This window comes from Acinetobacter sp. GW821-FHT01C12 (genome assembly GCF_059422625.1).
The window spans coordinates 688,427-709,623 of record NZ_JBWKXD010000002.1; the positions used below are offsets into that span (position 1 = coordinate 688,427).

Here is a 21,197-nt window from a genome sequence, read left to right on the forward strand (position 1 = left end):
AGGATCAAAAAATGAAAAAATTCCTACTTCTCACCCTCTTAATTAGTGGTGGAACTTGGGCTGAGTTACCAAAATCCAAATCATCGTGTCAAATCCAAGTTCAACAATTAAAATTTGCTCGTTTAGTTGCTCTTAGTAGTCTTTGTGATAAAGATGAAAATTCAACTTACGGAAAAAGCTTAAGTGCTTTGTTTTTAAAAAATCAAAAGAAATGTAAGGTTTCCCGTGAACAGATTGACCCTACAGATGAACAGGTAATGAATGCTTATGATGAACTCATTGGTTTACCTATAGAACAGCAAAGAATACTATGCAGAACGGCAGATAAACAGATCAAAGCCCATTTCTAAAAACTTAAGACTTACTCGGTAAAACTATTCCATCATGCCGAATTCTAGAACTGCTTTGGCTAAGATATAGATGTTGAAAGTAAGATTTCAAGTCACCTATATTATGATAATTTTACAGAAATCAGAATTATTGGCATTCTCGTATACTCTTATCCCGACTATTGAAATTCATAATTGAAGTTTTTTTAGTTAGACAGAAGTAATTTATAAATTCATATTGTCTAAAGGATTTTCCTTTTTTTAACTCAATACGGATCTGAGTCTCTAAATAATTTGACATAAGCATATCTTTTGAAAAGCAAAAAATATACTTACTATCTTTATTAGACAAATTTTTTAAACTTTGTGCATATATTTTCTTTGATAATTCATCATTGAAACTTCCACTTTCATTTTTAAATGATGTATCAAACATTGAAAACTCATTAGAATCATAAATTTCTTGGGGTTTTAATGAACAAATGCTCTTATCTTCTAATATTTCATATTGGAAATCAGCTACACGTTTCTCTTTACAACCAATTAATATTATTGATATAAAAAAAACACTTAATAAATTAATATTTTTCATGAGATGATAATTCAGTAAATTAAAGGAATTAATGGAGTCGGAGTAGAATTAGAAACCAGTGTATATCCTGAAGGATTACTTATAATCGGTTGCATTACCTGTCTTATATACTGTGAATTATCAGCTATATGATTTCGCCAAGCTAAACTGAAATTAATCTGATTATATCCTTCAATTAATCCAAAATAATCAGCTACAATATTAGCCTGTTGCTCAGGATTCAATTTTTTAAAATCTGTATCTTTATTTAATTCATAATCATATGGGTCATAGACAGAATCAGGTAAAGTCCACTCTAATGTTTGTAGCACTAGTCCTCTGCCCATTACATTGATATTAAAGCATAAGAAAGAAACAATACAAAATTTGATCACCCTTGCTCAAAACTTTCTCCATTAACAAAATGATTCCTATACGAAATAGCAGGTATTTCCAGTACCAAACTAGAATCATCCATTAAACAAAAACCACCCGAAGGTGGTTGTATTTGTCTTAAAAACTCGCTTCAGCTCGACTCCGTAAACGTCTTCCCAAGCTTTGTATTTCATATTTTAATCGTAAAATAAAATACTTATGGAAGATTAAGCCTACGGCAATCTTCATAAATAATTTTGCATTGAGCCTCTGGGAAGCCATCATAACGACACGCCTCTAAAACTTTCTTCCGTCCTAAAGCTTTTCTACTTCCTGGGACTAACATTGGAACAACATCGCTTACTTCACCCGCCGTTGTTCGTGCTTTATACAACCTATTTGTTCCTTCTGCTTGACCTACAGTCGCGCAATGATTGTCATCATAAGTAAACCAAATTCTGCAATCAGTCCCACCTTTTTTTTCACAAGCTTGCAACGCTTTCTCTTCTAACTTTCCGCGAAAAATTTTTGCAGTAGCAACACCGATTACACCATTTGTACCCGAAGCTACATAACCTTCTGTGCTTGGTGTCCGATAGCTTGGAGCTGAATATCCCCCACTGCTTCCATAATTTGGAATAGGTGCACAGCCTTGTACACCTTGACCACCGACAGGATAATAGCCCGGAGGACAATTCCCCTCAGCATGCGCAACACCTGACATCGTTAAAGAAAATAGAGTAAGAGAAATTAACGATATAAAAAATTGTATGATCTGCGGTCTATTGTATTTAGCCATAATTTTTCATCCATGCCGTAAATTATTTTGTGAAATATCTATCATTTATAAATTAACTTTTAGTCGTTCTAAATCTTAAAATAATTCATTACTAAACTCAAATTTTGAATTGGCATTACTTATTTTCATTCTGATGATCATGCTCATCACAACTTGATATTTATAAAACATTCTTAATTAAATCAATATATTGATTAAGAGACCCAATATAATAAAGTTTATTCAAAACAGCGCTCAATACGAGGATCGCGCCTTCTAAAAAGATCATCAATGGACTATGAGCAGAGGAAAGTTAACACCAAATTATTTTAGTGAGAATGGGCTTTTGACTATCAATAGTTATGCGATATAATCGTGTGAAATATATACCAAATAATAAATTATGATGAATTAATATCTCGCTCTGCTCTGTACGTATAACATTGATTATTTTAGGAGTCTTTTCCATGCCTTTATTCAAATATAGTTGTGTCACCCTCATGGTACTTAGTATCAGCGCTTGCGCCACCTTGGCCACCAAACCCAATGAAGTCGAAGTGGCTGCACAAAAACTAGTCGGGCAACCAGCCAGTAATGCATTTAAAATATTTGGCAAACCTGATCATGGTCTAGGTCCATCGTCGTATGGTAGTGGTGGCTTCTATGGGTGGAATCGAGTGCAGACTCATGTAACACCAGAAAAAGTTTTCGTGCAGACAGGTGTTGAGTATATTGGCCAAAAGACGACCATGGTTGGAATCGGTGGCGGTGGCGTGGTTGGCCAAATGCCAGTTGGTAGCGAACCAGTCTATCGGAAGACTGGATATACAGAAAATCGGACTGTTATCGATTACTTTTGCAATATCACACTGTACACAGACGGTAAGAATATCATCACCGATGCCATAGTGATCGGTTGCGATAAAAAGAAGAAATAGAGTAGCTTAAACCTATAATTTCAAATGAGCTTATATCTGATTTAGGTTCACTTGAGCACTTTATTCTTCGTATGATTCAAAGCCCTACACTCATTGTGTTTAGCAACAGTATCAATACCTCAAAGTAAAATATCTTTACTCTGCCCTGATTCTATTTTTTGCGGCAAGGCTATTATTAGGCGATTGATCTATAAAGAAACTATCTAGAATTTCTTATCACGACCATAATTCTAAATTGGTCTATATATTTTGCTATAGTGAATAGCGTAATGACTGATATAAATGAACATATACTTATTCGCCTAGCGACTGAAACTGACACTAAATACTTAATCTCTATTGACAGTGTTGCCTCACACGATCCGCAGCGAATATTGCAAATCCACAATTGGTGTATGCAGGGTGTCTGCTTTCTTGTTGAAAAAAATGGAAAAGTAATGGGCTACGGCGTTCTAAATTACCATTTTTTCGGATGCGGTTTTATTGAGATGCTGATGGTCGGAGAACTTTATCGTCGCTGTGGTACGGGACGTGTATTACTGAACGCATTAAAGTCAAAATGCCAACATCCGAAGCTTTTTACCACAACGAATCGATCTAACTTGCCAATGCAGAAGTTATTACTAAATTCTGGATTTATCGAGAGCGGTCACATAGAAAATCTTGATGATGGTGATCCAGAGTTAGTTTATTTTTATTCTAAGCCTCTAATATAATTACATTTTAACTTAATTTTTTAGGTAATATGGATGAATCGTAAATACTATGATAAAAACTTAAATCAAAGATAACGAAAGATTATAGAATTGCTTATCACGATTTCAACCTGTAGAGAAGTTGAATTTTTAATGTGTTAAAAAAAGTACCTTAAGGTACTTCTATATAAAAATAAATAATTAAAAAACCCATTCAACACCAATCACACTTAAAGATATTCATCATCACTCCCCTACAGGGATTGAATATTTAAGTTGATTATTTTTCTGTTCTAAAGGCATCTGATTTTGCTTAATCATTTTCTGTTGATAATCGCGCTCTGAAATTACCCCTCTATTGCGGGCCTTTTGCAATGATTTTAGCTGTTGCTCGCTTTCATGTGCATTCAAAGCATGAGTATCATTATTTTTCAGAAGATATTGAGATCTTTCAAATGGACTCATATTAGAAGTATTTGCTCGATTTTCATACATTTTTGCGACATTTACATCACGTTGAGCGATACGATCTTGCTCTTGTTGCTTTGACAACTCAAAAAAATCAACATGTTCACTATTGTTATTCCCATATTGAGGTTCTTCATTTTGTAAAAACACATAGGATTGAGGTTTTTTCGACCAATCTTCAGCGCTATACACAGAACCAGCAATTACAGGACTAATAAGCAACATTAATATTTTTTTCATCAAGTATACTCAACTCAAAATAGTGAAAGTCATCGCTATGTATCATACTCTATTTGTAATGTGCGTGATTTTCAAATAGTACTTGTAGATGTCCATGATAGATATTTAAGCATAAAAAAGCGCTGAAATTGTTGATACAAGAAATTAAAGGATTCACTTATTAATCAATTTCCCATAACGACCAATCCATCCTGTTCAGATAAAAATTTTAATTCAACAAGCTTATCAATATCTCTATAAAATGTTCTTTCGGTTTTTCTATCATATAAAATCTGGATTTGTGGAATACGATAAAGTTCTGCTTTTGACAAAAATTTATTACTTTCACTCATCACTCGCATCACATTATGAATAAGATTGAATTGCCTATCTGAAATTTCCTTCCTAAATTTAGCGTTATTTAAAGCTGTTTGGTAAAGCAAATATCCGATTAATTTATTACTTTCATCATGAAGATATTCAATTGTTTCAAACATACCATTCAATATAAATTCAATAAATGGTTGATTAGGGTTATCTTCCTTTTTATCAGCTAGTTTTCTACACTGATTGAATAGAGCAAAATATTCATGAATATTCGTTTGATAATACTTCCAAATAGCAGATGAACTAAACCGATATCCTGACTGCTCAAGAATAAACATTTCAATCAGACGCCCAGTACGTCCATTACCATCCCAAAATGGGTGAATTAGCTCAAAATAATAATGTGCTAGCCCTGCTCTAATTATCGCTGGTTGATTAATTACGTTTGGACTATTTAACCATTCTATCCACGCCTGAATAAGATATTCAATATCCTCTATGCACTTGGGTGGTCGATAGGTCCCTCCATGAGAATCATTACCAACTATTGTTTTTTGAGTTGGCTGGTTATTTCGTAACTGCCCTGCTGGATTATGTTGCTCTTCTAAATTCTGAGATACCAATATATGTAATTGAAACATCGTAGAAAGTTCAAAAGGCTTACCATCTACAGGCTTTAACTGTTTAGAACTGGTTTTTTTTATCCATTCAATAGATTCTTTTAAATTTGTCAGTCTTCGCTCTTCTGACTTTTGAATAGTCTTAGGGTCCTGTTTTAATATGTTTGCAGTTTCTTGTTCTGTAAATTTCCCTCCTTCAATAGTATTGGTACTGTAAATACTGCTTGCTAATACCTTATCCTGCACTTGATCAATAATTAAGGGCAAACTTGGAGTTTTGTTAAAGCGCTTTTGTGAATCATTGACACGATTAAGCATCGCTTGGACTTGAGTATGTTCAAAACCCAATTGAAAAGTAAAAAAGCCTGATTTATATGTCATGACTTTTAACGTCGTTTCATCTATCCATGTTTTACTTTGTTCAGGCATATTTTGTCAGAAAAAATGTCAAAGAAAATGTCAAATCATTATTATTGTATTTCAGTTATTTAGTCAATTTTTTAATAAAAAAAATCAAAAAAATGTCAAAGAAAGTGTCAGAAAAAATGTCAAAAAGAAGAGTTTTAACTAAAATATATAAATATCATAAACTTAGCCGTATTGAGAAATTATCTAAAATACATCGTACTTATTACACTGTTTTTAATGTGTTGAAACTGGTCACGCAGTATTTATCTAACCTTCTTGCTAATTTATTGAATGTTATTTATGCGCACTCCACTTTTTTTGCTTTACAGGCTAAGTATTTAATGAAAAATACTTACCATACTGCTCAATACAGAAGTTCTTTGATTTAGTTTTAAAAGAATCATATTTTTCTATGGCATATTTAGCTATAACACTTTTTATTCAATTTTATTTACAGTTTTTAAATTAAACCTATATTTTTCAAAATATTAATTTCTCTCATAATCATCCTAACTACTGTTATAATGACCACTGCAAGTCAAATCGTTATTTTTAAATTTTAATGAAAATGGGATTTTTGAAAAAAATTAAAAGTTAATAACTCATCAAACACTTCAAATTTAATTTTAAAAAGCATCGATTATATTTAGGGCAGACGTGTGCTATGCAAAAATTAAATTGATTTATGCTACGGAAAGCAAATTATGCAAGATGAAATTAGTGATTTAGATTTCTTTATAACCTTAGCCTCATCAAAATCAATGACGCGTGCTTCCATTGAAATGGATATTCCCCTGCCGACAGTAAGCAGAAAATTAGCAAAACTTGAATATTTTTATGGTAAGAGACTTATTAACAGATCTGCTAGACAATTTGATTTAACCGAGGCTGGTAAACTATTATTAGATCGCAGTATTTACATATCATCTTTAATGAAGCAGGTTCATGAAGAGGTTTCTCAAAATGTGAATTCTTTTGCAGGTAAATTACGTATTGGTAGCTTAAATTATCTTGGGCGTAGTAAGTTAGGTGATTTAATAGCAAAATTCAGCGTACCGCATCCAAATCTAGAAATCGAACTCATTCTTTCTGACTCGAAAATGGATCTTGTGGAAAATGAACTTGATATCCTTTTTCAACTCGAACAACCCAATAATGTAATCTACAACTCAGAGGTTTTACTCGATACTAGACGTATATTCTGTGCTTCCCCCAAATATTTTAATAAATTTGGCTATCCTACACATCCCTTAGACTTACTCAATCATCGCTGCATTTGCCTAATAAGAAATCGTCACATATATCAAGATTGGAAATACAGTATAAATGACGAAATATTTGAGGTTCATGTACACCCTTATTTAAAGAGTAATAATGCTGAAGTTACGCACCAATGGATGATTCAAGGATTTGGTATCGGATATCGTCTATATCACGAGGTCAAACAAGAATTAGAAGAAGGTATATTAATTGAGTGTTTTAAAGACAATCATTCATCTGAATTATCACTTTACATGGTGTATTCAAAATTAAAAAAGAGAGAGGTTGTCAAAGATTTTATTAACTTTACCAAAGACAATATTAATTATTGAATTTTCTTGGAATGTTATAAGCCAAACCTCCGATAACATTCCATTTATTTTATGCTTTAAAATTTCCACGTGTAATCAACATTGACCCTCGTCTCATTGGCGGGTCTGAATACGATTCTCTCATTAGGTAAATCATTACGATAACGCGTATAGCGAGCACGGATACCAACACCCTTGAGCATTCCACGAGGTATGCGATAATTTAGATCAAAATCGAAAGAGTCTTCTTCAAATACCTCACCCTTTAACCGAGGAATTTCGATATCAGTTCCTTGGCTATATCTCGCCATAAATTTTAAACCATCTAAAGCAGTATCTTTAAAATCATAGTCATATCGAACACTGATAACTTTTTCATTTTGATTGGTGAAATCAGCACTTATACTATCCATAAATACTGCAGGTTCAGCATGACCCAATGTTGGCATTGCGGTGTCGCCTAAAGAGTGCATATATCCTAAACTCAAGGTATGATTAAGAATATTTAAACCGACGATCCCACTTAAATGCTGATTGTCTATTTTCCCTGCTAATTCTTTTCCGGCATCTTCACTGAGAAACGCTCTAAAATCACCAAGAACATGACCGATTCCGACATCATGTTTAGTTTTGACACCAATAAAATTTTGATAATATACATCATGCAAATTTGCGTGATATAGATCTGCTTTAACGCCTTCACTAAATTGATATTCAGCACCAAGCATATATAAGCCTGAAGACTCAGCAGCTGTTTTAAATCGCCCATTGATATTTCCTATACGAATTTTTTCATAGTTCGTAGAGTCCCTATGATTGACTCGATCGACATATAATCCATGAAGCTTAAGATCTTTTACTTCATTAAACTGCAAGTGTGCACCGCGGTAATTTTGTTGGAATAACCGCGCGGGACTTGAAAAAATTACTGGGAACATCGGCGAAAGTGTCCCGATATGAACTGTCGAATCACTTACCTTGGTTTTCAGGGTCCAACGCAACTCTCCTGTATGATCAGGACGCTCATTGTTTCTATCTACAGGCAATAAACCTGAAGCAGCATAATCTTTATTATTTCCCATAAGATTAAAACCTGCTAAAGCAAGAACATCCAAACCAAATCCTACATTTCCACTGGTATATCCAGATTTAGCATTTAGGATAAAACCTTGAGCCCAATCTTTTGCTGCAGGATATGGAACATTATTTATGTAATCTCTATCAAAGTAATAATTTTTTGTCGTTAACGAGATTTTACGATCTTTGATAAATTCAGCATTTGTAATTGTAGGAAGTGTAGTCGTGAGGCCGACTAATCCAAGAAAAAATATATTCTTCATGATATGTACCTATTTTTACTTAAATCTTTAAGGTGTAAAAATCCTGACTACCTGAAAATAATTGAGGTAGTCGTTATTGTTTTTTTATTTAAACTTTTGAAGTTTGAGGAATTGTCACGTTAGAAGTTGAATAACGCCCTTTCAAATAAAGCGCTAGCGCCGAAATTAAAATAGGCACTGCAAGTGCGAAGAAAATACCACTCATACCGAGATTAAATGTGAAGATATAAGCGCCGAAAAATGCCCCGAAAATAGCACCAAAACGGCCTAATCCGTGCATCCATGAAACACCAACTCCACGGCATTCTGCAGGATAAAATATCGCAGCTAAAGATGGCAATGAGGATTGTGCGCCAACCAAACCAGCGCCTGCTAAGAAAATAAACAATGCGAGTAAATAAATATTTTGGGTAAGAAATCCTGTTATGACAAATAATACGGCTGATATAAAATATGCAAAAGTGATGGTTTTATTCACGTCATATTTACTCATAAACCAACCAATGAGGATTGTTCCTGCAACGCCACCAAATGGGAAAACTGCTGTGACTAAACTAAACTGTTCTGGTGTAAATCCTGATTCCTTAAGAAGCGTGGGCATCCAGCTTGTAAGCACATAAAATACCAATAAACTCATAAAGCAACAGAGCCACATCATTGCAGAGGGTACAATAAACTTGCCGACGACAAGACTAACGGGATTGGTATTTTTTTCAGTTAAATCAGCATCTAGGCTTTTAACAGGAACTAATTGTGCATCGATAAATTTACCCTGTATATTTTTTACAATTTCTAATGCTTCGATTTGTCCTTGTTTTTTAATCAAAAAATGCAACGATTCTTTTAAAAGAAAAATCGAAACAACGGCAACCACTACAGGAATAGCCCCACCTATATATAGTACCATTTTCCAACCATGATTTGATAAAAGACCTGCTGATAAAACACCACCAATGGTAATACCAAGCGGTAGTGCACAAAATAATAAATTCACCATCCATGCACGGCGATGCGCTGGCATATATTCAGATACGAGTGTTGCGGCATTTGGCATTGCAGCACCAAGTCCTAATCCTGTTAGGAATCGATATATCACCATTTCAGTCGTGTTATTTGAAGTACCTGTCAGGATGGTTAAAACACCAAAAATAAATGCAGAACCAATAATGACCCATTTTCGTCCAATCTTATCGGCTAATATTCCTGCAAATATTGCTCCAATCGCCATTCCTATTAAGGCAACACTCATTACTGGGCGTAGATCATTTTTAGTGATCCCCCAATCATCTAACAATGCTGGAGCGATAAACCCGACTACCCCCGTATCAATCCCATCTGCTAAAATCACTAAAAAAAAAAGTATAAATATTATCCACTGCTGCAGAGATAATTTTCTAGTATCAACGGCTTGCTGTATGTCTAGTATTATTTTCATCATAAAATCCTTTTACTGCATTAAAAATGCCAATAACAATCATTGTTATTGGCTTGAGCTACTTTAAATGCTTAACTTGAATAATTTGTGTGCATTATGACGGCCTATTTTTTCTCGATCATTCTCACCAATTTCGGCATGATCAAACCAATGCGTCGCTTCTTCCATATCTTCAAATGGATAATCACTTGAGAATAAAACATGATCCGATCCAATTTCATCAATTGCATTTTTCATAGTAATTGTGCGGAAGTTACCGCTTGTTGTTAAATAAAAATTCTTACGGAAATAATCAATAAATGGCTTTTCTGCTTTTACACCGAGTGGATTACGACCATTCGCTGAAGCCCAATGCGATGTACGCCAAATATTATTTTGAATTAACTCGCCTAGATGCCCTAAAATAATATTAATATTTGGGTATTTATCAAATAAACCTGAACCGATTAAACGCAGTGCATGTACACCTGTTTCAACTGAGAATGACCATGCAGGCCCCATTAACCAAGGATGATCTTTGATACCCAATTGCTGACTTAAAAGTGGGTTACGCGGGTGTAAATAGAATGGTACATCGAGTTTAGCAACCTCACTCCAAAAATCTAAATATTCCCCAGCATCATAATATCTTGCTGTTTCATCGTTATTTAAATTTGAGAAACCGTTTACTAGAGCACCCGCAAAACCAAGTTCTGTTATGCAGCGATTGAGTTCTTTTGCCGCTGCTTCTGGGTCTTGTAATGGTAATGCAGCAAAAGCCCCGAAGCGATCAGGATGTTTAGCGATTAATTCCGCTAAGGTGTCGTTTGCAATTTTTGCAACTTCAACAGCTCTTTTCGGATCTGCAATCGCTTGAATCGCAGGTGCATTTAAAGAAATGATTGAGTATTCAATACCCGTTTCATCCATGCGGCGTAAACGTTCACCAGTTATATCGAGTAATTGGCTCCGCTTAGTTCTCCAAACATCTGGTACAAAGAATCGTTCCGAATCACCAAGTGTCTCTTGAATTGCAAAATGTTCTTCTAAAGCAATCTTCCCTTTCATTTACGACTCCATAACTTATTAAAGGTATAGACGTAGATTAGGTGGCTTAAAAGAATACGAGAACATTAATTATGGAAACTTAACTTTCATTTTATGAAAGCTAAACTTTTATTGATCGAGTTGGTCATCGCTTGCAAATATTAATTAAGCGATATGCAAAATTGATTCATGGTGATCAAAATAGGATAGAGATGACAAAACTAAATTCAGGCATTAAAAAAGCCCTAAAACTGTTAAATTTCAAGGCTTTATTAAGTTTCATGATACATCGTATAACTAAGTGACAGATCATGATTTACAAATTTGGTGGAGATGGCGGGAGTTTAATTAAAGCCTTAACTCATTATATATATTAAATATTTATTGTCTAGGATATGTATTGTGTAACTTGTGTGTAACACACTACTTTGATAGTTAATGATTTTTTGTGACAGTTTAAAACTTATTCTGAGTTAGTTTTCCACTTTTGGAATTGAACTCAGGATCACTAATCTGATTTTATCATTATTTTTAAATTATCAAAGTAAAAGATTAAAAAACAAATTTATTCTTCTGACACAGAATTGTTTTAGTTGGGATGGGTTGTTGGAGGCTGGTTGACAAATCTTTGTTTAAGCAATAAATATTGGTTGACAGATTTAAATTTTAGCAATAAAGATCTATTTAAGAGCCTTATTCTTTGCATCATTCAAAACACTATTTTTAACATAAAAAAGATGTTTAATACTGCGGAGAAAATTGTTTTGAAAATGATAGAAATAAATATTAAATTTTGACTAAGCTCATTTTTGAAAATAAAAATGAACTTTTTTTGAAATTCCACTTTTTGAGAATGACTTTTTTTTATTTCTGATAGAATTTAATCTCATAAATCAAAATTAAGGTTTGATATGAACATTGACTTAATTCTATTTAAAAATCTCGTAAAATCTAGTGAGCAGAAATGGTTTTCTCGCACTTGTTTAATTAGTAGCATACTACTACTTATAAGTACTTATACTTATATTAATTTCGCAGGATATGTATTTAAATATATTTATGTTATTGGGTATTTAGATATCATACCGCTCACTCTCCTTTTAATACTTTTTTTCAACATACTATTCAAACTAAAGATTGGTTTCATAACCACAGAATTATGTTCATTTGGAGTTAAATATTCAATTAAATCAATGTATTGCTTAGCAGGATTTTATCTACCCTACTTTCTTGTAAATTTATATTTTGGAGATATGTATTATATATTTTTCTTTGGAAAAGCTACTTTTATAATTTATTTTATTGGCATTGGATCACATTGGATGTTATTGTTTTTAAATCATTTATCATTAAAACTGTTACATCCAAATTGTGATTAATATAAAAAAGTCACTTATGTTATTCAATCAGCTTGACCAAACTTGATATCGAGCATGAACAAAGTAATATTTTTCACATAGCTAGTATAATGTGAGAAATTGATTTTCATGCCACGCACCAATTAATCTTTCTGCATCAGCTGCGTGTCCATCAAATGGTTTCTTTGGAAGCACTGGACATGCGACTGCTTGCTGCTTTGACAAGCTGTCAGCGCTGAGTTTTCTGCTGACACCAATAGGAAGGTAAATTTTTTTATTGCTTATAAATTTAGTTCAATAAAAAACCCACTCAGGTGAGTGGGTTTAGTTTTCTCATTTTTGTAAAAATATACTTTATCCTTCTTCAGCAGAATCTAAAGAAAAGTAAAATTCTTTCGTCTTTTTAATCGGATAAGGCTTACCGTTGATATTTAAAGGCTTAAAACTTGCTTTATCTTTAAATTCTTTGAGTATGTAATTATCTAATTTAGTTAATCCGCTACTTTTGGTGATCTCAGATTTAGTTATTTTGCCGTTATTATCAGCTTCTAAATAAATACTTAATGATCTGTTTTCACCTTCTAAATCAGATTTTTTTAGAACGATTCTTGGTTCATTTTCGAATTTAGGATCTCTAGAAACTGCAAAGTGAAAAGGTTGTTTTGCGCGTGCTGGGTAATTAGTTTTTACATCCCAATCATTCCAAGCTCTAAATTTTGCTTTTTGCACCGCCTGTAAAACTAAATTATCTACATCATCCACACCACTACTTTTTATTACTTCAGCATGTTTAACCCAGCCAGTCACATCGGTTTCAAACGAGATTAAAACATCTCTGTCGTAACCTTTTAATATTTCATCTTTAAAAAATATTCTTGGCGGCCTCGCCCATTTAGCTAACATTTTATCATTTGTGCTTTTCTGCACTTCTTGAACCTGAGAATCTGCTCCAAAACAAAAACTGGAAACCAATAAGCAGAAAATTATAAATAAGCTTTTCATGATATATCTCTAGTATTTAGTTCAAGATACTAATTTTAAGGCCATAAAGAAACCTCCCGAAGGAGGTTTGAATCAATAAAACTACACAACGTTTAGACTATCAAAGAGTCGGTTGAGGAATTGGAATATCTTTTGATATTTTCTTAGCATTACTGAAACTTAAATCGCAACGAGAGTGCCCCCACTTCACTATGATCCCTTTTTCAAGCATGAATTTTTCTTCACAATAACGCCCTGGATGAACAAAAGTTTCATAAGAAATAATTTTATTTCCATTTGTTAATGTATAGCTCTTATCTGGCACTCCCCACTTATTTATAAGTTTTTCTTCTGAAGATCCAACCCATGATTGCATTAGATCATTAAGTGTTTCATAGCGTTGGGTAGCTACGCTCGCACAAGCTATAAGTGCCTGACTAATCAAAATTATTAAAATTATCTTTTTCATGATATATCCTTAATCTATTTAGACCAAGATACTAATTATTTGGTTAAAAAGAAACCCACCGAAGTGGGCGGGTTGATTAATAATCAATCTATTTGGTTACTATGGGAGATGATGCAGGAGATGCTAATTTCTGCATATCTATATTTTTCACACTTTCAGGCTTATTACTACTGATTATAAATACACCATTATTATTTGATTTAATATCTTCCTGTTTAGATTTGGTTTCCTGATCTTTGGGATTACAAGCAATACAAATTGCGCTGGCAATTACTGTTACTATAAAGCAACTTATACTTTTAGTGTAAAAGTCATTCTTTTTCGGACTATTCTCTCTTGATTTATCTGAATCCTCATCATTAGTTCTTATGGAGCTAATCCAAGTCATTAATAATTTAACTAAGGTAAGTAAGCAAATCATTAAAAAAGAAACAACAAATACTAAGTAGACTAACTTATTATTCCCCTCTAAAAGTTTCACTGTTGAGCTAACAATATTAATCCCCCCAAAAACTGTAATAATAATTGTAGCAAAAACACCAAGAATAGTGACAAAATTGGTTATCATGCCATTAGACATATCTTTTGCTTTTTTTGCTTGTTTTTGAGCAATCTTTGCCACTCGATTTGCTTCTTTAGCTGATTTGTCAGCCTCTTTAGCTATATCTAGCATAAATTTTTTTTGTATTAGCGCAAGTTCAATATGAGAGGTAAATTTTTCATAACATGCAATAATGTGCTCTTGGCTTATATTCAATTCATACGATTCAAAAGAGTTAATAATCTCATCTTTTACTGTTGTAATAAATCCATCAAATGTATCTGATTTTATTTCATTTGATTGATTATTAAAGACCAATACTGAAATATCTTTATAAGGTAAGTTGTAGAATGTTTCTTTAGCAGCCTTTTTTACATAATCATCTACCAAGATGCCAAACATTGATGCCGTCGCTTCTACAACTTCCCTTTTATTGAAATAATCTGGGTTTAAGTGATACTTAATGAAAAGATCTTGTGCAGCGTTTATACTCATTTTTCATTAATCGACTTAGCTGATAAAAATTCAGCATCAGAATAAATCAGTTCAGTGCCTTTCATAATATCTGACTCAAACTCTTTCCATGCGTCTTCTTCATGAGTACGCTCAACAAGATCAAATGCTTTCCATTTAATAAACTTATTTACAACAGCATCCGCAACCTCGATAAAATCTCTGTCTTCCTCAAACATTTTGGGATCAAATACTTTTTTAGTGAAACTTAAGCCACTTCCAGTATTCCGCTCCAATATTGCTTTAGGCTTAGCTATATGATGAATTCCAAATGGTTTAAACTCATAATATACATCCTTAACAACAGGCCCATATTGCCATTTTTGAAAGTTTTCAGGAAATAAACGTTTTTCAAACTTTTTAAAATAAGTTGTAGCTATATAATAAAGAATTTTCTGAAGCTTTAATGGAGTAAGACCACCAAGTGGAGAGTCTGGATCTTTATTGACAAGCCAAACAACATAGTTGGCAACATCCATTGCTGTATATTTATTATTCATAATTCACCTCATAAATTTTGTTTAACTTACTTCCACCTATTAAATTTAGGGATATCAAGGCACTTAACTTTGTCGTAACTTGGTGAAAGTTTTCATCTCTTTTCTCTAACTAATACTCTTAAATAATGAATCGCACAGTATGAAAGCGTACTGATATCTTTCATTTTCTGTTATTTCCTATTAAATAACATCGGTCGATGAATTACAACATGTGGAACATCTTTTGTTTCACAATGTGACGATCTGTGTCGCAAGTGATTTCTTTTTGAACGTTACATGCTAAATCATCTAACTACAGTTCTTTCAGCCATTTTAAGTATTATGTAAGATGATATTTTTGACCTACTTATGCAGTATAAATCAACTTTGTAGCAGCTTGGCGCAAGTAAAATCTTTCTGGAAATGAACAGCACTCTGAATTCACAGTGGACTTTCAAAGTGTAAATCAGCAAAAAAGTGTGATTTTTTGCCCTGCCCTGACTATAATTTTAGGAGTTTAGGGCAAGGTATCATTAAGTCATTGCTATAAAATATTACGTAGAATTTGATATAAAACACTACAACACAAATAGTTTCATCAAAATATTATCAATATATTTTTCATTATCTTTCAAAGCTTTCTTTTCAACTCCATATGTTTCAAAACCAAATTTTTTATAGAGATGAACTGCTTCCTTGTTATCATCTGCAACAGAAAGTAAAATTTGTTCAACATGCTCTTTACTATATTCTACAACTGAAGTAAGTAGCCGAGTAGCAACGCCTTTCTTTTGAAATTGAGGCTCAATAAACACGCTTGTTAAATGTCCTTTATGAGAAGATTTTGCTGAAATTTGTTTTGTAAATGTGGCTAAACCTATAATTTCTTCTTTATGATATACACCAAATACGGTTGAATTTGATAAACAAGCTTCAAAAAAACTTAAGGGTTTCTCCACCTCAACAGAGTATGTAGCCCCAAACATTTCTGGTGCTTTTTCTAAAGCTGATAATCTGATAGTTCTGAAATCTTTAAGCTCATTTTTACTTAAAATTTTAATTTCAATATTTAACATGTACTTATATTTTAAAAATTCAACATGTTTGAACTTTAGCATAAAACACTTATCTAAAATTTTTGAAAATGTAATTCAACCTTTTTTGAATTAATAGCCATTTTACGAGATAGCTCTCAATCTGAGGGCCATGCTTCAATCAATCTTTCCGCATCAGCTGCTTGCAACTTTAAAGCGCTGAGTTTTCTGCTGGCACCCATGGGAAGGTAAATTATTCATTGCTCATAAATTGGATTCAATAAAAACCCACCGAAATAGGTTAATCAAAATTTAATCATATAATTTTGCTTTTGAAAGTTTTACCTTTATTTTCTTAGGGAGATCAGGAAAAAACTCATCAATATCTTCTTTTGGCTCATCCCCAGTATAGGTTAGCACCCTCCATTCATTACTATGAATATCTCTTACAAAAAAAACATCAGTTAGGCTTGCACCTTGTTTCCCTTCAATATTTACGAAGTAGTACATGGGAATGATACATACCTCACCAACACTTGAAATGAAATCTGCCTTAGGCTTGAGAAGTATTGCTTTATGCCCTTTAGATTTACCGCTCTTAATCATATAAGAGAAATAATTAAGTGTATTATCGTATTTACTCTCATCCATCCAGCCATACAAATAAAATTGCCCTGGGTGATTCTTATTAAATAAAGCTGGGTAATCATAGCGTTCATTATGTGCTTTGATTTGTTTTAAATCACCATTTCTTCGAACATCCACAGCACCACTAATAATTCCCTGAAATATATCGTAAGATTCTGAACACTTTAGCTCACTGGAATACGAACTAAAAGATAGCAACCCAACTCCTAATCCCAATAATAATTTTTTCAATTATTTCCCCTTATTTTCATATAGTTTATTTGACTTATTGTTGAAAAACTATCTAAAGGTTAGAAATTTTAGTAAAAGTGATTGTTGAGGATTTGGAATATAAAAAACCACTTAGGACGGTTTTGTTTAATTTCTTTACTGCACAATTTGAATTTCACCATTTTGATCCATAGTAAAGTCTTTAGAATTTGATCCTATTTTTTTTGCACCATAAATTTTTGCAAAATACTCGATAGTAATGTTTACTGAATTACCAACCTGATAAATATAAACCTTTACTGGAACATACGAGTGTCGATTTTTAAGACCATCTAGAATTGGAATCTCTGTTATTTTGATCCCAAACATAGCTTGATCTCTAGTTAATTTTTTCCCATCTTTTTGGTCTACAAATGTCAGTACATTCACAATAACGTCTTTTTTATTACCATCTTTAAGTGTTACATCATAATATTTTCCATCTAAAACATAATCATCATCTGTGAGCCTTACAAGAGCCGAAGTTTGATTGTCCTTTTGTTCTACTTTTTCACCTTTAGAGGTTGTGACAAACTCTGCATTGGCTAACGCTGGCAATAACCCCAAAGTACCAATTAATAGTAATTTATTCATTCTGAAACATTCCTTTAGGTGCATTTAAAGTATCAATGAATTAATTAAAAACTCGGTTAGGAGGTTTTTTAAGTTGAATTAAATGAAAAGGTTTCAGAAATAATTTTTTGATGTAACACTTTTGGTATTCCCTGATACTGTCTGCGCTTTATCTGCATGCGGAGTTTCGACAATCAAAAATTTTGTTGCTAGGAATGCATAAATAATCATTACTAAAATGAATACTGATATTGGAAATAAGTTGCTTTTGCTTTTTTCGCTATCCGATTCATAGTGCGCTGTTGAATTACAAATATTTCGCTCCATGTCCAAGCTCAAATTTTAGAAATATCTTACTTTTAGCACATAATTATTACTTTAACTTAGATGAAGATTACAGAATTGTAATTTTGAATTAAAAATCATTCCAAGAGAATACGATAAAAAGCTTTAGTTGGTTTTATGATATAAATGTTGCACTTTTTTACCTTTTCCTTTTGGGGTTTACATGAAAAACAACCACACAACAGATGATTCAGAATCAACTGTTTTAGGCTGGAAATTTATAGCCATCGTTGCTGTTTTAACATCAATCTTTTTCACTTTTTTATATTTAGCTATGTCAAGTGAACCTGACTATATGCCTAGTCATAAACAAAAAGTAGCCAATGAGCAGAAGAATGTATCAGCATCACAATCAGTTGAAAAAACAACATCTGAATGATCTGAAATTTAATGACATCAAAAAAACCTCCCAAGGGAGGTTTGGTTCATAGCACGATGTTGTTGGAAAAGCATCTTAGGGGCTTTGACTAACCTGCTTTAGGTTTATTACGTGGACTTGGATTTTCCTTGGTTAACGCTCCAGGCATAAAACAGTCGTCTTATTCATACCATCAACAAACCATGCCAAGCCCATTCTGCTCCCATGTTAGCTTTGCCATTGATAGTCATTGCTGGTCCGCCAAACTTCAAATAAATAACATCGCCTTCTTTAAATTGATTCATTTTTTTCCTATACAACAATAGTTATATATTTTCTGCCAACCCTAGCAAGTTGCTCTAGTTGGGAACTTAATAATCCCTTTGCTGAAATTGTTAAGTGAGCTTCGCGACTACTTGCAATTCTCGCAAACTGCTCAAGTTGGGAACTTAAATATCTAGATTCAGTTTTTGATAAATCAACATTTGCACCGATGCGTAATAGGGATTCTACTTGATCTGCTAATAGAGTCATTTTTTTTACCTTTTATATATAATGTCTTCTTTTAAAGTCTTTTAAAGCAACTTCGAATGAAATTCTAAGGGTTCCAATTAGTGCAATCCAAGGAATAAATCCCTTTATGACTAACGGAATAGTTTGCATATTCATGTGTATTTCATTTAACAACCAAAATGGTGTAGGCTGAAAAAACATTCCTAAGATCGCTACAAAAAGCATACCAAAGGAAAATACAAAAATTGTTCTTTGAAATACGAGTAAGTAATAGATAATCATAATAAAACTCCACTGTTAATTTAAAAAGCACACAAGTACGAACACCTGTGCGCTAGATCATTTAAGCTGCACATGGAACTAGAAAAGCCCATGCCTCATAACCATACTCATGCGCATCCAACACCTTGCCAGAATTGCCTCGTACCTTACGGAATCTACAAAAGACCCACTTCTTGCCTTTCGGCGGTTCTTGAGTACCTAACTTCTTAAGCACATAGCTCACCTCCTCTCCCAAGGAGATTTGAAAAGCTAACTTAAATGATCTACAATGAAGTTCCTTACGCTTTATAGTAGTCATCTGAGTTAGCCGAATAGCCCTTGGGTGTACTATCCGAAACTGATATGAGAGATAACTTTCATATCAGTTTTTTCATTTTAAAGAATTAAATTTGTTTTTAGCTGCCAAGTAGCCTACTTGGAATTGAGCCTGAATCTGTTCAATTGTTAATCCAATACAAATCTCTGTCGGCATTAAGAATTCAGCTGCAAACATATCAGCTTGCCATTCTGAGTCTTCAAAATGTTTATGAGTAGGTAATGATCCTCGTGCAAAAGCAACGCCCTCATGAAGAAACAAATGTCCCAATTCATGTGCAGCAGTAAAACGCGCACGATTATGCATTAGATTGGTTGAGTCACATAAAGCGTCATAGACATCTTCACGTAGAATAACTAAAGATGCATCTGGGTTTGTCCACCCCTCAACATCAGGCATCTCGTGAATTTCCCTAACTTCAAATGTCACCTTATATTGATGCAATGTATGTTCAAGAATTCTCACCAAATCAATGGCATCAGCAGGTAATAAATTGAAAAACTTATCTCGTACTGTGCGAGCTTTATCCTTGATGCTTTGTGCGCTCAGGGGGCGAACTTTATACCCCCTAGGCACTGAACAACCAGATGACATATATTAATTCCCCTCTAAGATTTTTCTCAGTTCAGCTAAATCAACCGACTGTGTTTGAATACGTCGTGCAAACATTAATGCAAGTTCCGCTTCTTCAGCATCATGCGTTTTGATTGTTACGTTTTCTACACTTTGGCTTGCAGCATGAGTTAACAGCTTTTCTTCATCATTCGTCAGTCCTAGAGCATTTGTAATTTTTGTAATTAATTCAGCACTTATTGGCTTTTTACCTGTTTCAACAGCTGATAAGAAAGCTGAACTAACACCAATAGAAGTCGCAAGTTCATTAAGGTTGCTATCGTAATCAATCCGAAGCTTCCTAATTGCTTTTCCAAATTCTGTTAGTTTAGACATTTTCAAAACCCTATTGCGTCACTAATTCATTATTGAATAAGTGAATACTTTTTACAGTATTAGATTATGATAAACAAATTATAAATTTAATTCAACACCAAGGATTAAATAATTAACCTTTTGGTTAATTTAAGTTAAAACCACAAAAGTATTGAGTTTCTCAACCAATACTTTTATTCATATGCTTTTTTAATAGATTTATAGTGATTGCTCTATGAATCAAGAGGTGTTTTCGAAAAATGGGGGAATTCGGGTTAAATGACTTTTAGTTGGGATTGGTTGTTGGGGGTTGGATAACCGTTCGTCGGAAATGCCAAATTTATTAAAATAATGTATTTTTAGTTTACGCAATATAGGAGTTGTATTTAAAAATCTGAAAAGGGTAATTTATATGATTGTAAATGTTTTTTGGTGGGCTACTTGTGTAGCCATTATAGTCCTTATGGTAACTCCAGCTTTTTATAATTATGGGGTGTTTGGTGACCAAGGC

25 protein-coding genes are annotated in these 21,197 nt (G+C 33.2%); 5 read left to right on the forward strand and 20 right to left on the reverse strand.

The genetic code is table 11. The features are described from left to right. Window positions 1-11: 11 nt before the first annotated feature. The gene (locus AC07WY_RS08665; RefSeq protein ID WP_494736162.1) at window positions 12-350 is read left to right on the forward strand and encodes a hypothetical protein; all 339 of its coding nucleotides are present in this window, start codon (window positions 12-14) and stop codon (window positions 348-350) included. A 127-nt stretch (window positions 351-477) separates the two neighbouring features. Here the strand turns inward: AC07WY_RS08665 and AC07WY_RS08670 are convergent, their stop codons facing one another. The 3 genes from AC07WY_RS08670 to AC07WY_RS08680 all read right to left on the reverse strand — a co-directional run bounded on the left by AC07WY_RS08670 (window position 478) and on the right by AC07WY_RS08680 (window position 2,074). After that, the gene (locus tag AC07WY_RS08670; RefSeq protein WP_494736163.1) at window positions 478-921 is read right to left on the reverse strand and encodes a hypothetical protein; all 444 of its coding nucleotides are present in this window, start codon (window positions 919-921) and stop codon (window positions 478-480) included. A gap of 11 nt (window positions 922-932) precedes the next feature. Beyond that, a complete protein-coding gene (locus AC07WY_RS08675; protein WP_216076320.1) occupies window positions 933-1,232 on the reverse strand; it encodes a hypothetical protein in 300 nt (99 codons plus the stop codon). A 260-nt stretch (window positions 1,233-1,492) separates the two neighbouring features. Beyond that, window positions 1,493-2,074, reverse strand: coding sequence for a DUF4189 domain-containing protein (locus AC07WY_RS08680; RefSeq protein WP_327857604.1), 582 nt, complete (start codon window positions 2,072-2,074; stop codon window positions 1,493-1,495). 446 nt (window positions 2,075-2,520) lie between these two features. Between AC07WY_RS08680 and AC07WY_RS08685 the strand changes: the two genes are divergently transcribed. Both AC07WY_RS08685 and AC07WY_RS08690 read left to right on the forward strand, forming a co-directional pair. Then, window positions 2,521-2,991, forward strand: coding sequence for a hypothetical protein (locus tag AC07WY_RS08685; protein WP_004817353.1), 471 nt, complete (start codon window positions 2,521-2,523; stop codon window positions 2,989-2,991). A gap of 269 nt (window positions 2,992-3,260) precedes the next feature. After that, the gene (locus tag AC07WY_RS08690) at window positions 3,261-3,707 is read left to right on the forward strand and encodes a GNAT family N-acetyltransferase (RefSeq protein WP_494736164.1); all 447 of its coding nucleotides are present in this window, start codon (window positions 3,261-3,263) and stop codon (window positions 3,705-3,707) included. A gap of 225 nt (window positions 3,708-3,932) precedes the next feature. On the opposite strand, the gene AC07WY_RS08695 is transcribed toward AC07WY_RS08690, so the two are convergent. Both AC07WY_RS08695 and AC07WY_RS08700 read right to left on the reverse strand, forming a co-directional pair. Then, a complete protein-coding gene (locus tag AC07WY_RS08695) occupies window positions 3,933-4,394 on the reverse strand; it encodes a hypothetical protein (RefSeq protein ID WP_151803225.1) in 462 nt (153 codons plus the stop codon). Window positions 4,395-4,558: 164 nt separating this feature from the next. Continuing rightward, window positions 4,559-5,749, reverse strand: coding sequence for a Fic family protein (locus AC07WY_RS08700; protein ID WP_494736165.1), 1,191 nt, complete (start codon window positions 5,747-5,749; stop codon window positions 4,559-4,561). A gap of 683 nt (window positions 5,750-6,432) precedes the next feature. On the opposite strand from AC07WY_RS08700, the gene AC07WY_RS08705 reads away from it, so the two are divergent. Beyond that, complete coding sequence (locus AC07WY_RS08705; protein WP_244013857.1) at window positions 6,433-7,320, forward strand: LysR family transcriptional regulator; 888 nt, start codon at window positions 6,433-6,435, stop codon at window positions 7,318-7,320. A gap of 56 nt (window positions 7,321-7,376) precedes the next feature. Here the strand turns inward: AC07WY_RS08705 and AC07WY_RS08710 are convergent, their stop codons facing one another. From AC07WY_RS08710 to AC07WY_RS08755, 10 genes are all read right to left on the reverse strand, one after another. Beyond that, the gene (locus AC07WY_RS08710; RefSeq protein WP_494736166.1) at window positions 7,377-8,639 is read right to left on the reverse strand and encodes an OprD family outer membrane porin; all 1,263 of its coding nucleotides are present in this window, start codon (window positions 8,637-8,639) and stop codon (window positions 7,377-7,379) included. An 88-nt stretch (window positions 8,640-8,727) separates the two neighbouring features. After that, window positions 8,728-10,074: an MFS transporter gene (locus AC07WY_RS08715; RefSeq protein WP_494736167.1), complete on the reverse strand. Its 1,347-nt coding sequence runs from the start codon at window positions 10,072-10,074 to the stop codon at window positions 8,728-8,730. Window positions 10,075-10,137: 63 nt separating this feature from the next. After that, the gene (locus AC07WY_RS08720; RefSeq protein WP_494736168.1) at window positions 10,138-11,121 is read right to left on the reverse strand and encodes an amidohydrolase family protein; all 984 of its coding nucleotides are present in this window, start codon (window positions 11,119-11,121) and stop codon (window positions 10,138-10,140) included. 1,691 nt (window positions 11,122-12,812) lie between these two features. Next, window positions 12,813-13,460 carry a TonB family protein gene (locus AC07WY_RS08725; protein WP_303577986.1) on the reverse strand — a complete coding sequence of 216 codons (648 nt, stop codon included), beginning with the start codon at window positions 13,458-13,460 and terminating at the stop codon, window positions 12,813-12,815. Window positions 13,461-13,560: 100 nt separating this feature from the next. After that, window positions 13,561-13,908, reverse strand: a complete 348-nt coding sequence (locus AC07WY_RS08730; RefSeq protein ID WP_494736169.1) for a hypothetical protein — start codon at window positions 13,906-13,908, stop codon at window positions 13,561-13,563. Window positions 13,909-13,996: 88 nt separating this feature from the next. Further along, entirely contained in the window at window positions 13,997-14,944 is a 948-nt protein-coding gene (locus AC07WY_RS08735) for a hypothetical protein (protein ID WP_494736170.1), read from the reverse strand. Then, complete coding sequence (locus tag AC07WY_RS08740; protein ID WP_494736171.1) at window positions 14,941-15,462, reverse strand: Panacea domain-containing protein; 522 nt, start codon at window positions 15,460-15,462, stop codon at window positions 14,941-14,943. The genes AC07WY_RS08735 and AC07WY_RS08740 overlap by 4 nt, the downstream gene beginning before the upstream one ends. A gap of 557 nt (window positions 15,463-16,019) precedes the next feature. Then, complete coding sequence (locus AC07WY_RS08745; protein WP_494736172.1) at window positions 16,020-16,517, reverse strand: GNAT family N-acetyltransferase; 498 nt, start codon at window positions 16,515-16,517, stop codon at window positions 16,020-16,022. 270 nt (window positions 16,518-16,787) lie between these two features. Further along, a complete protein-coding gene (locus tag AC07WY_RS08750; protein WP_494736173.1) occupies window positions 16,788-17,354 on the reverse strand; it encodes a hypothetical protein in 567 nt (188 codons plus the stop codon). Window positions 17,355-17,489: 135 nt separating this feature from the next. Beyond that, a complete protein-coding gene (locus AC07WY_RS08755) occupies window positions 17,490-17,966 on the reverse strand; it encodes a hypothetical protein (RefSeq protein ID WP_494736174.1) in 477 nt (158 codons plus the stop codon). A 487-nt stretch (window positions 17,967-18,453) separates the two neighbouring features. Here AC07WY_RS08755 and AC07WY_RS08760 point away from each other — a divergent pair, with 487 nt between their 5' ends. Then, a complete protein-coding gene (locus AC07WY_RS08760; RefSeq protein WP_419318519.1) occupies window positions 18,454-18,669 on the forward strand; it encodes a hypothetical protein in 216 nt (71 codons plus the stop codon). 164 nt (window positions 18,670-18,833) lie between these two features. Here AC07WY_RS08760 and AC07WY_RS08765 read toward each other — a convergent pair whose 3' ends face one another. The 5 genes from AC07WY_RS08765 to AC07WY_RS08785 all read right to left on the reverse strand — a co-directional run bounded on the left by AC07WY_RS08765 (window position 18,834) and on the right by AC07WY_RS08785 (window position 20,707). After that, window positions 18,834-18,953 carry a DUF2158 domain-containing protein gene (locus AC07WY_RS08765; RefSeq protein ID WP_494736175.1) on the reverse strand — a complete coding sequence of 40 codons (120 nt, stop codon included), beginning with the start codon at window positions 18,951-18,953 and terminating at the stop codon, window positions 18,834-18,836. 7 nt (window positions 18,954-18,960) lie between these two features. Continuing rightward, complete coding sequence (locus AC07WY_RS08770; RefSeq protein WP_494736176.1) at window positions 18,961-19,182, reverse strand: hypothetical protein; 222 nt, start codon at window positions 19,180-19,182, stop codon at window positions 18,961-18,963. 12 nt (window positions 19,183-19,194) lie between these two features. After that, window positions 19,195-19,443 (reverse strand): hypothetical protein, encoded by a 249-nt coding sequence (locus tag AC07WY_RS08775; protein WP_309803113.1) that lies wholly within the window; start codon window positions 19,441-19,443, stop codon window positions 19,195-19,197. 370 nt (window positions 19,444-19,813) lie between these two features. Beyond that, window positions 19,814-20,353: an ImmA/IrrE family metallo-endopeptidase gene (locus AC07WY_RS08780; protein ID WP_494736177.1), complete on the reverse strand. Its 540-nt coding sequence runs from the start codon at window positions 20,351-20,353 to the stop codon at window positions 19,814-19,816. 3 nt (window positions 20,354-20,356) lie between these two features. Beyond that, entirely contained in the window at window positions 20,357-20,707 is a 351-nt protein-coding gene (locus AC07WY_RS08785) for a helix-turn-helix domain-containing protein (RefSeq protein WP_004831616.1), read from the reverse strand. Between the last annotated feature and the right edge of the window lie 490 nt (window positions 20,708-21,197).

Coding starts and splice junctions, on each gene's coding strand:
- AC07WY_RS08665 (WP_494736162.1), top strand. CDS start 12: ATGAAAAAATTCCTACTTCTCACCCTCTTAATTAGTGGTGGAACTTGG.
- AC07WY_RS08670 (WP_494736163.1), bottom strand. CDS start 921: ATGAAAAATATTAATTTATTAAGTGTTTTTTTTATATCAATAATATTA.
- AC07WY_RS08680 (WP_327857604.1), bottom strand. CDS start 2,074: ATGGCTAAATACAATAGACCGCAGATCATACAATTTTTTATATCGTTA.
- AC07WY_RS08685 (WP_004817353.1), top strand. CDS start 2,521: ATGCCTTTATTCAAATATAGTTGTGTCACCCTCATGGTACTTAGTATC.
- AC07WY_RS08690 (WP_494736164.1), top strand. CDS start 3,261: ATGACTGATATAAATGAACATATACTTATTCGCCTAGCGACTGAAACT.
- AC07WY_RS08695 (WP_151803225.1), bottom strand. CDS start 4,394: ATGAAAAAAATATTAATGTTGCTTATTAGTCCTGTAATTGCTGGTTCT.
- AC07WY_RS08700 (WP_494736165.1), bottom strand. CDS start 5,749: ATGCCTGAACAAAGTAAAACATGGATAGATGAAACGACGTTAAAAGTC.
- AC07WY_RS08705 (WP_244013857.1), top strand. CDS start 6,433: ATGCAAGATGAAATTAGTGATTTAGATTTCTTTATAACCTTAGCCTCA.
- AC07WY_RS08710 (WP_494736166.1), bottom strand. CDS start 8,639: ATGAAGAATATATTTTTTCTTGGATTAGTCGGCCTCACGACTACACTT.
- AC07WY_RS08715 (WP_494736167.1), bottom strand. CDS start 10,074: ATGAAAATAATACTAGACATACAGCAAGCCGTTGATACTAGAAAATTA.
- AC07WY_RS08720 (WP_494736168.1), bottom strand. CDS start 11,121: ATGAAAGGGAAGATTGCTTTAGAAGAACATTTTGCAATTCAAGAGACA.
- AC07WY_RS08725 (WP_303577986.1), bottom strand. CDS start 13,460: ATGAAAAGCTTATTTATAATTTTCTGCTTATTGGTTTCCAGTTTTTGT.
- AC07WY_RS08730 (WP_494736169.1), bottom strand. CDS start 13,908: ATGAAAAAGATAATTTTAATAATTTTGATTAGTCAGGCACTTATAGCT.
- AC07WY_RS08735 (WP_494736170.1), bottom strand. CDS start 14,944: ATGAGTATAAACGCTGCACAAGATCTTTTCATTAAGTATCACTTAAAC.
- AC07WY_RS08740 (WP_494736171.1), bottom strand. CDS start 15,462: ATGAATAATAAATATACAGCAATGGATGTTGCCAACTATGTTGTTTGG.
- AC07WY_RS08745 (WP_494736172.1), bottom strand. CDS start 16,517: ATGTTAAATATTGAAATTAAAATTTTAAGTAAAAATGAGCTTAAAGAT.
- AC07WY_RS08755 (WP_494736174.1), bottom strand. CDS start 17,966: ATGAATAAATTACTATTAATTGGTACTTTGGGGTTATTGCCAGCGTTA.
- AC07WY_RS08760 (WP_419318519.1), top strand. CDS start 18,454: ATGAAAAACAACCACACAACAGATGATTCAGAATCAACTGTTTTAGGC.
- AC07WY_RS08765 (WP_494736175.1), bottom strand. CDS start 18,953: ATGAATCAATTTAAAGAAGGCGATGTTATTTATTTGAAGTTTGGCGGA.
- AC07WY_RS08770 (WP_494736176.1), bottom strand. CDS start 19,182: ATGACTCTATTAGCAGATCAAGTAGAATCCCTATTACGCATCGGTGCA.
- AC07WY_RS08775 (WP_309803113.1), bottom strand. CDS start 19,443: ATGATTATCTATTACTTACTCGTATTTCAAAGAACAATTTTTGTATTT.
- AC07WY_RS08780 (WP_494736177.1), bottom strand. CDS start 20,353: ATGTCATCTGGTTGTTCAGTGCCTAGGGGGTATAAAGTTCGCCCCCTG.
- AC07WY_RS08785 (WP_004831616.1), bottom strand. CDS start 20,707: ATGTCTAAACTAACAGAATTTGGAAAAGCAATTAGGAAGCTTCGGATT.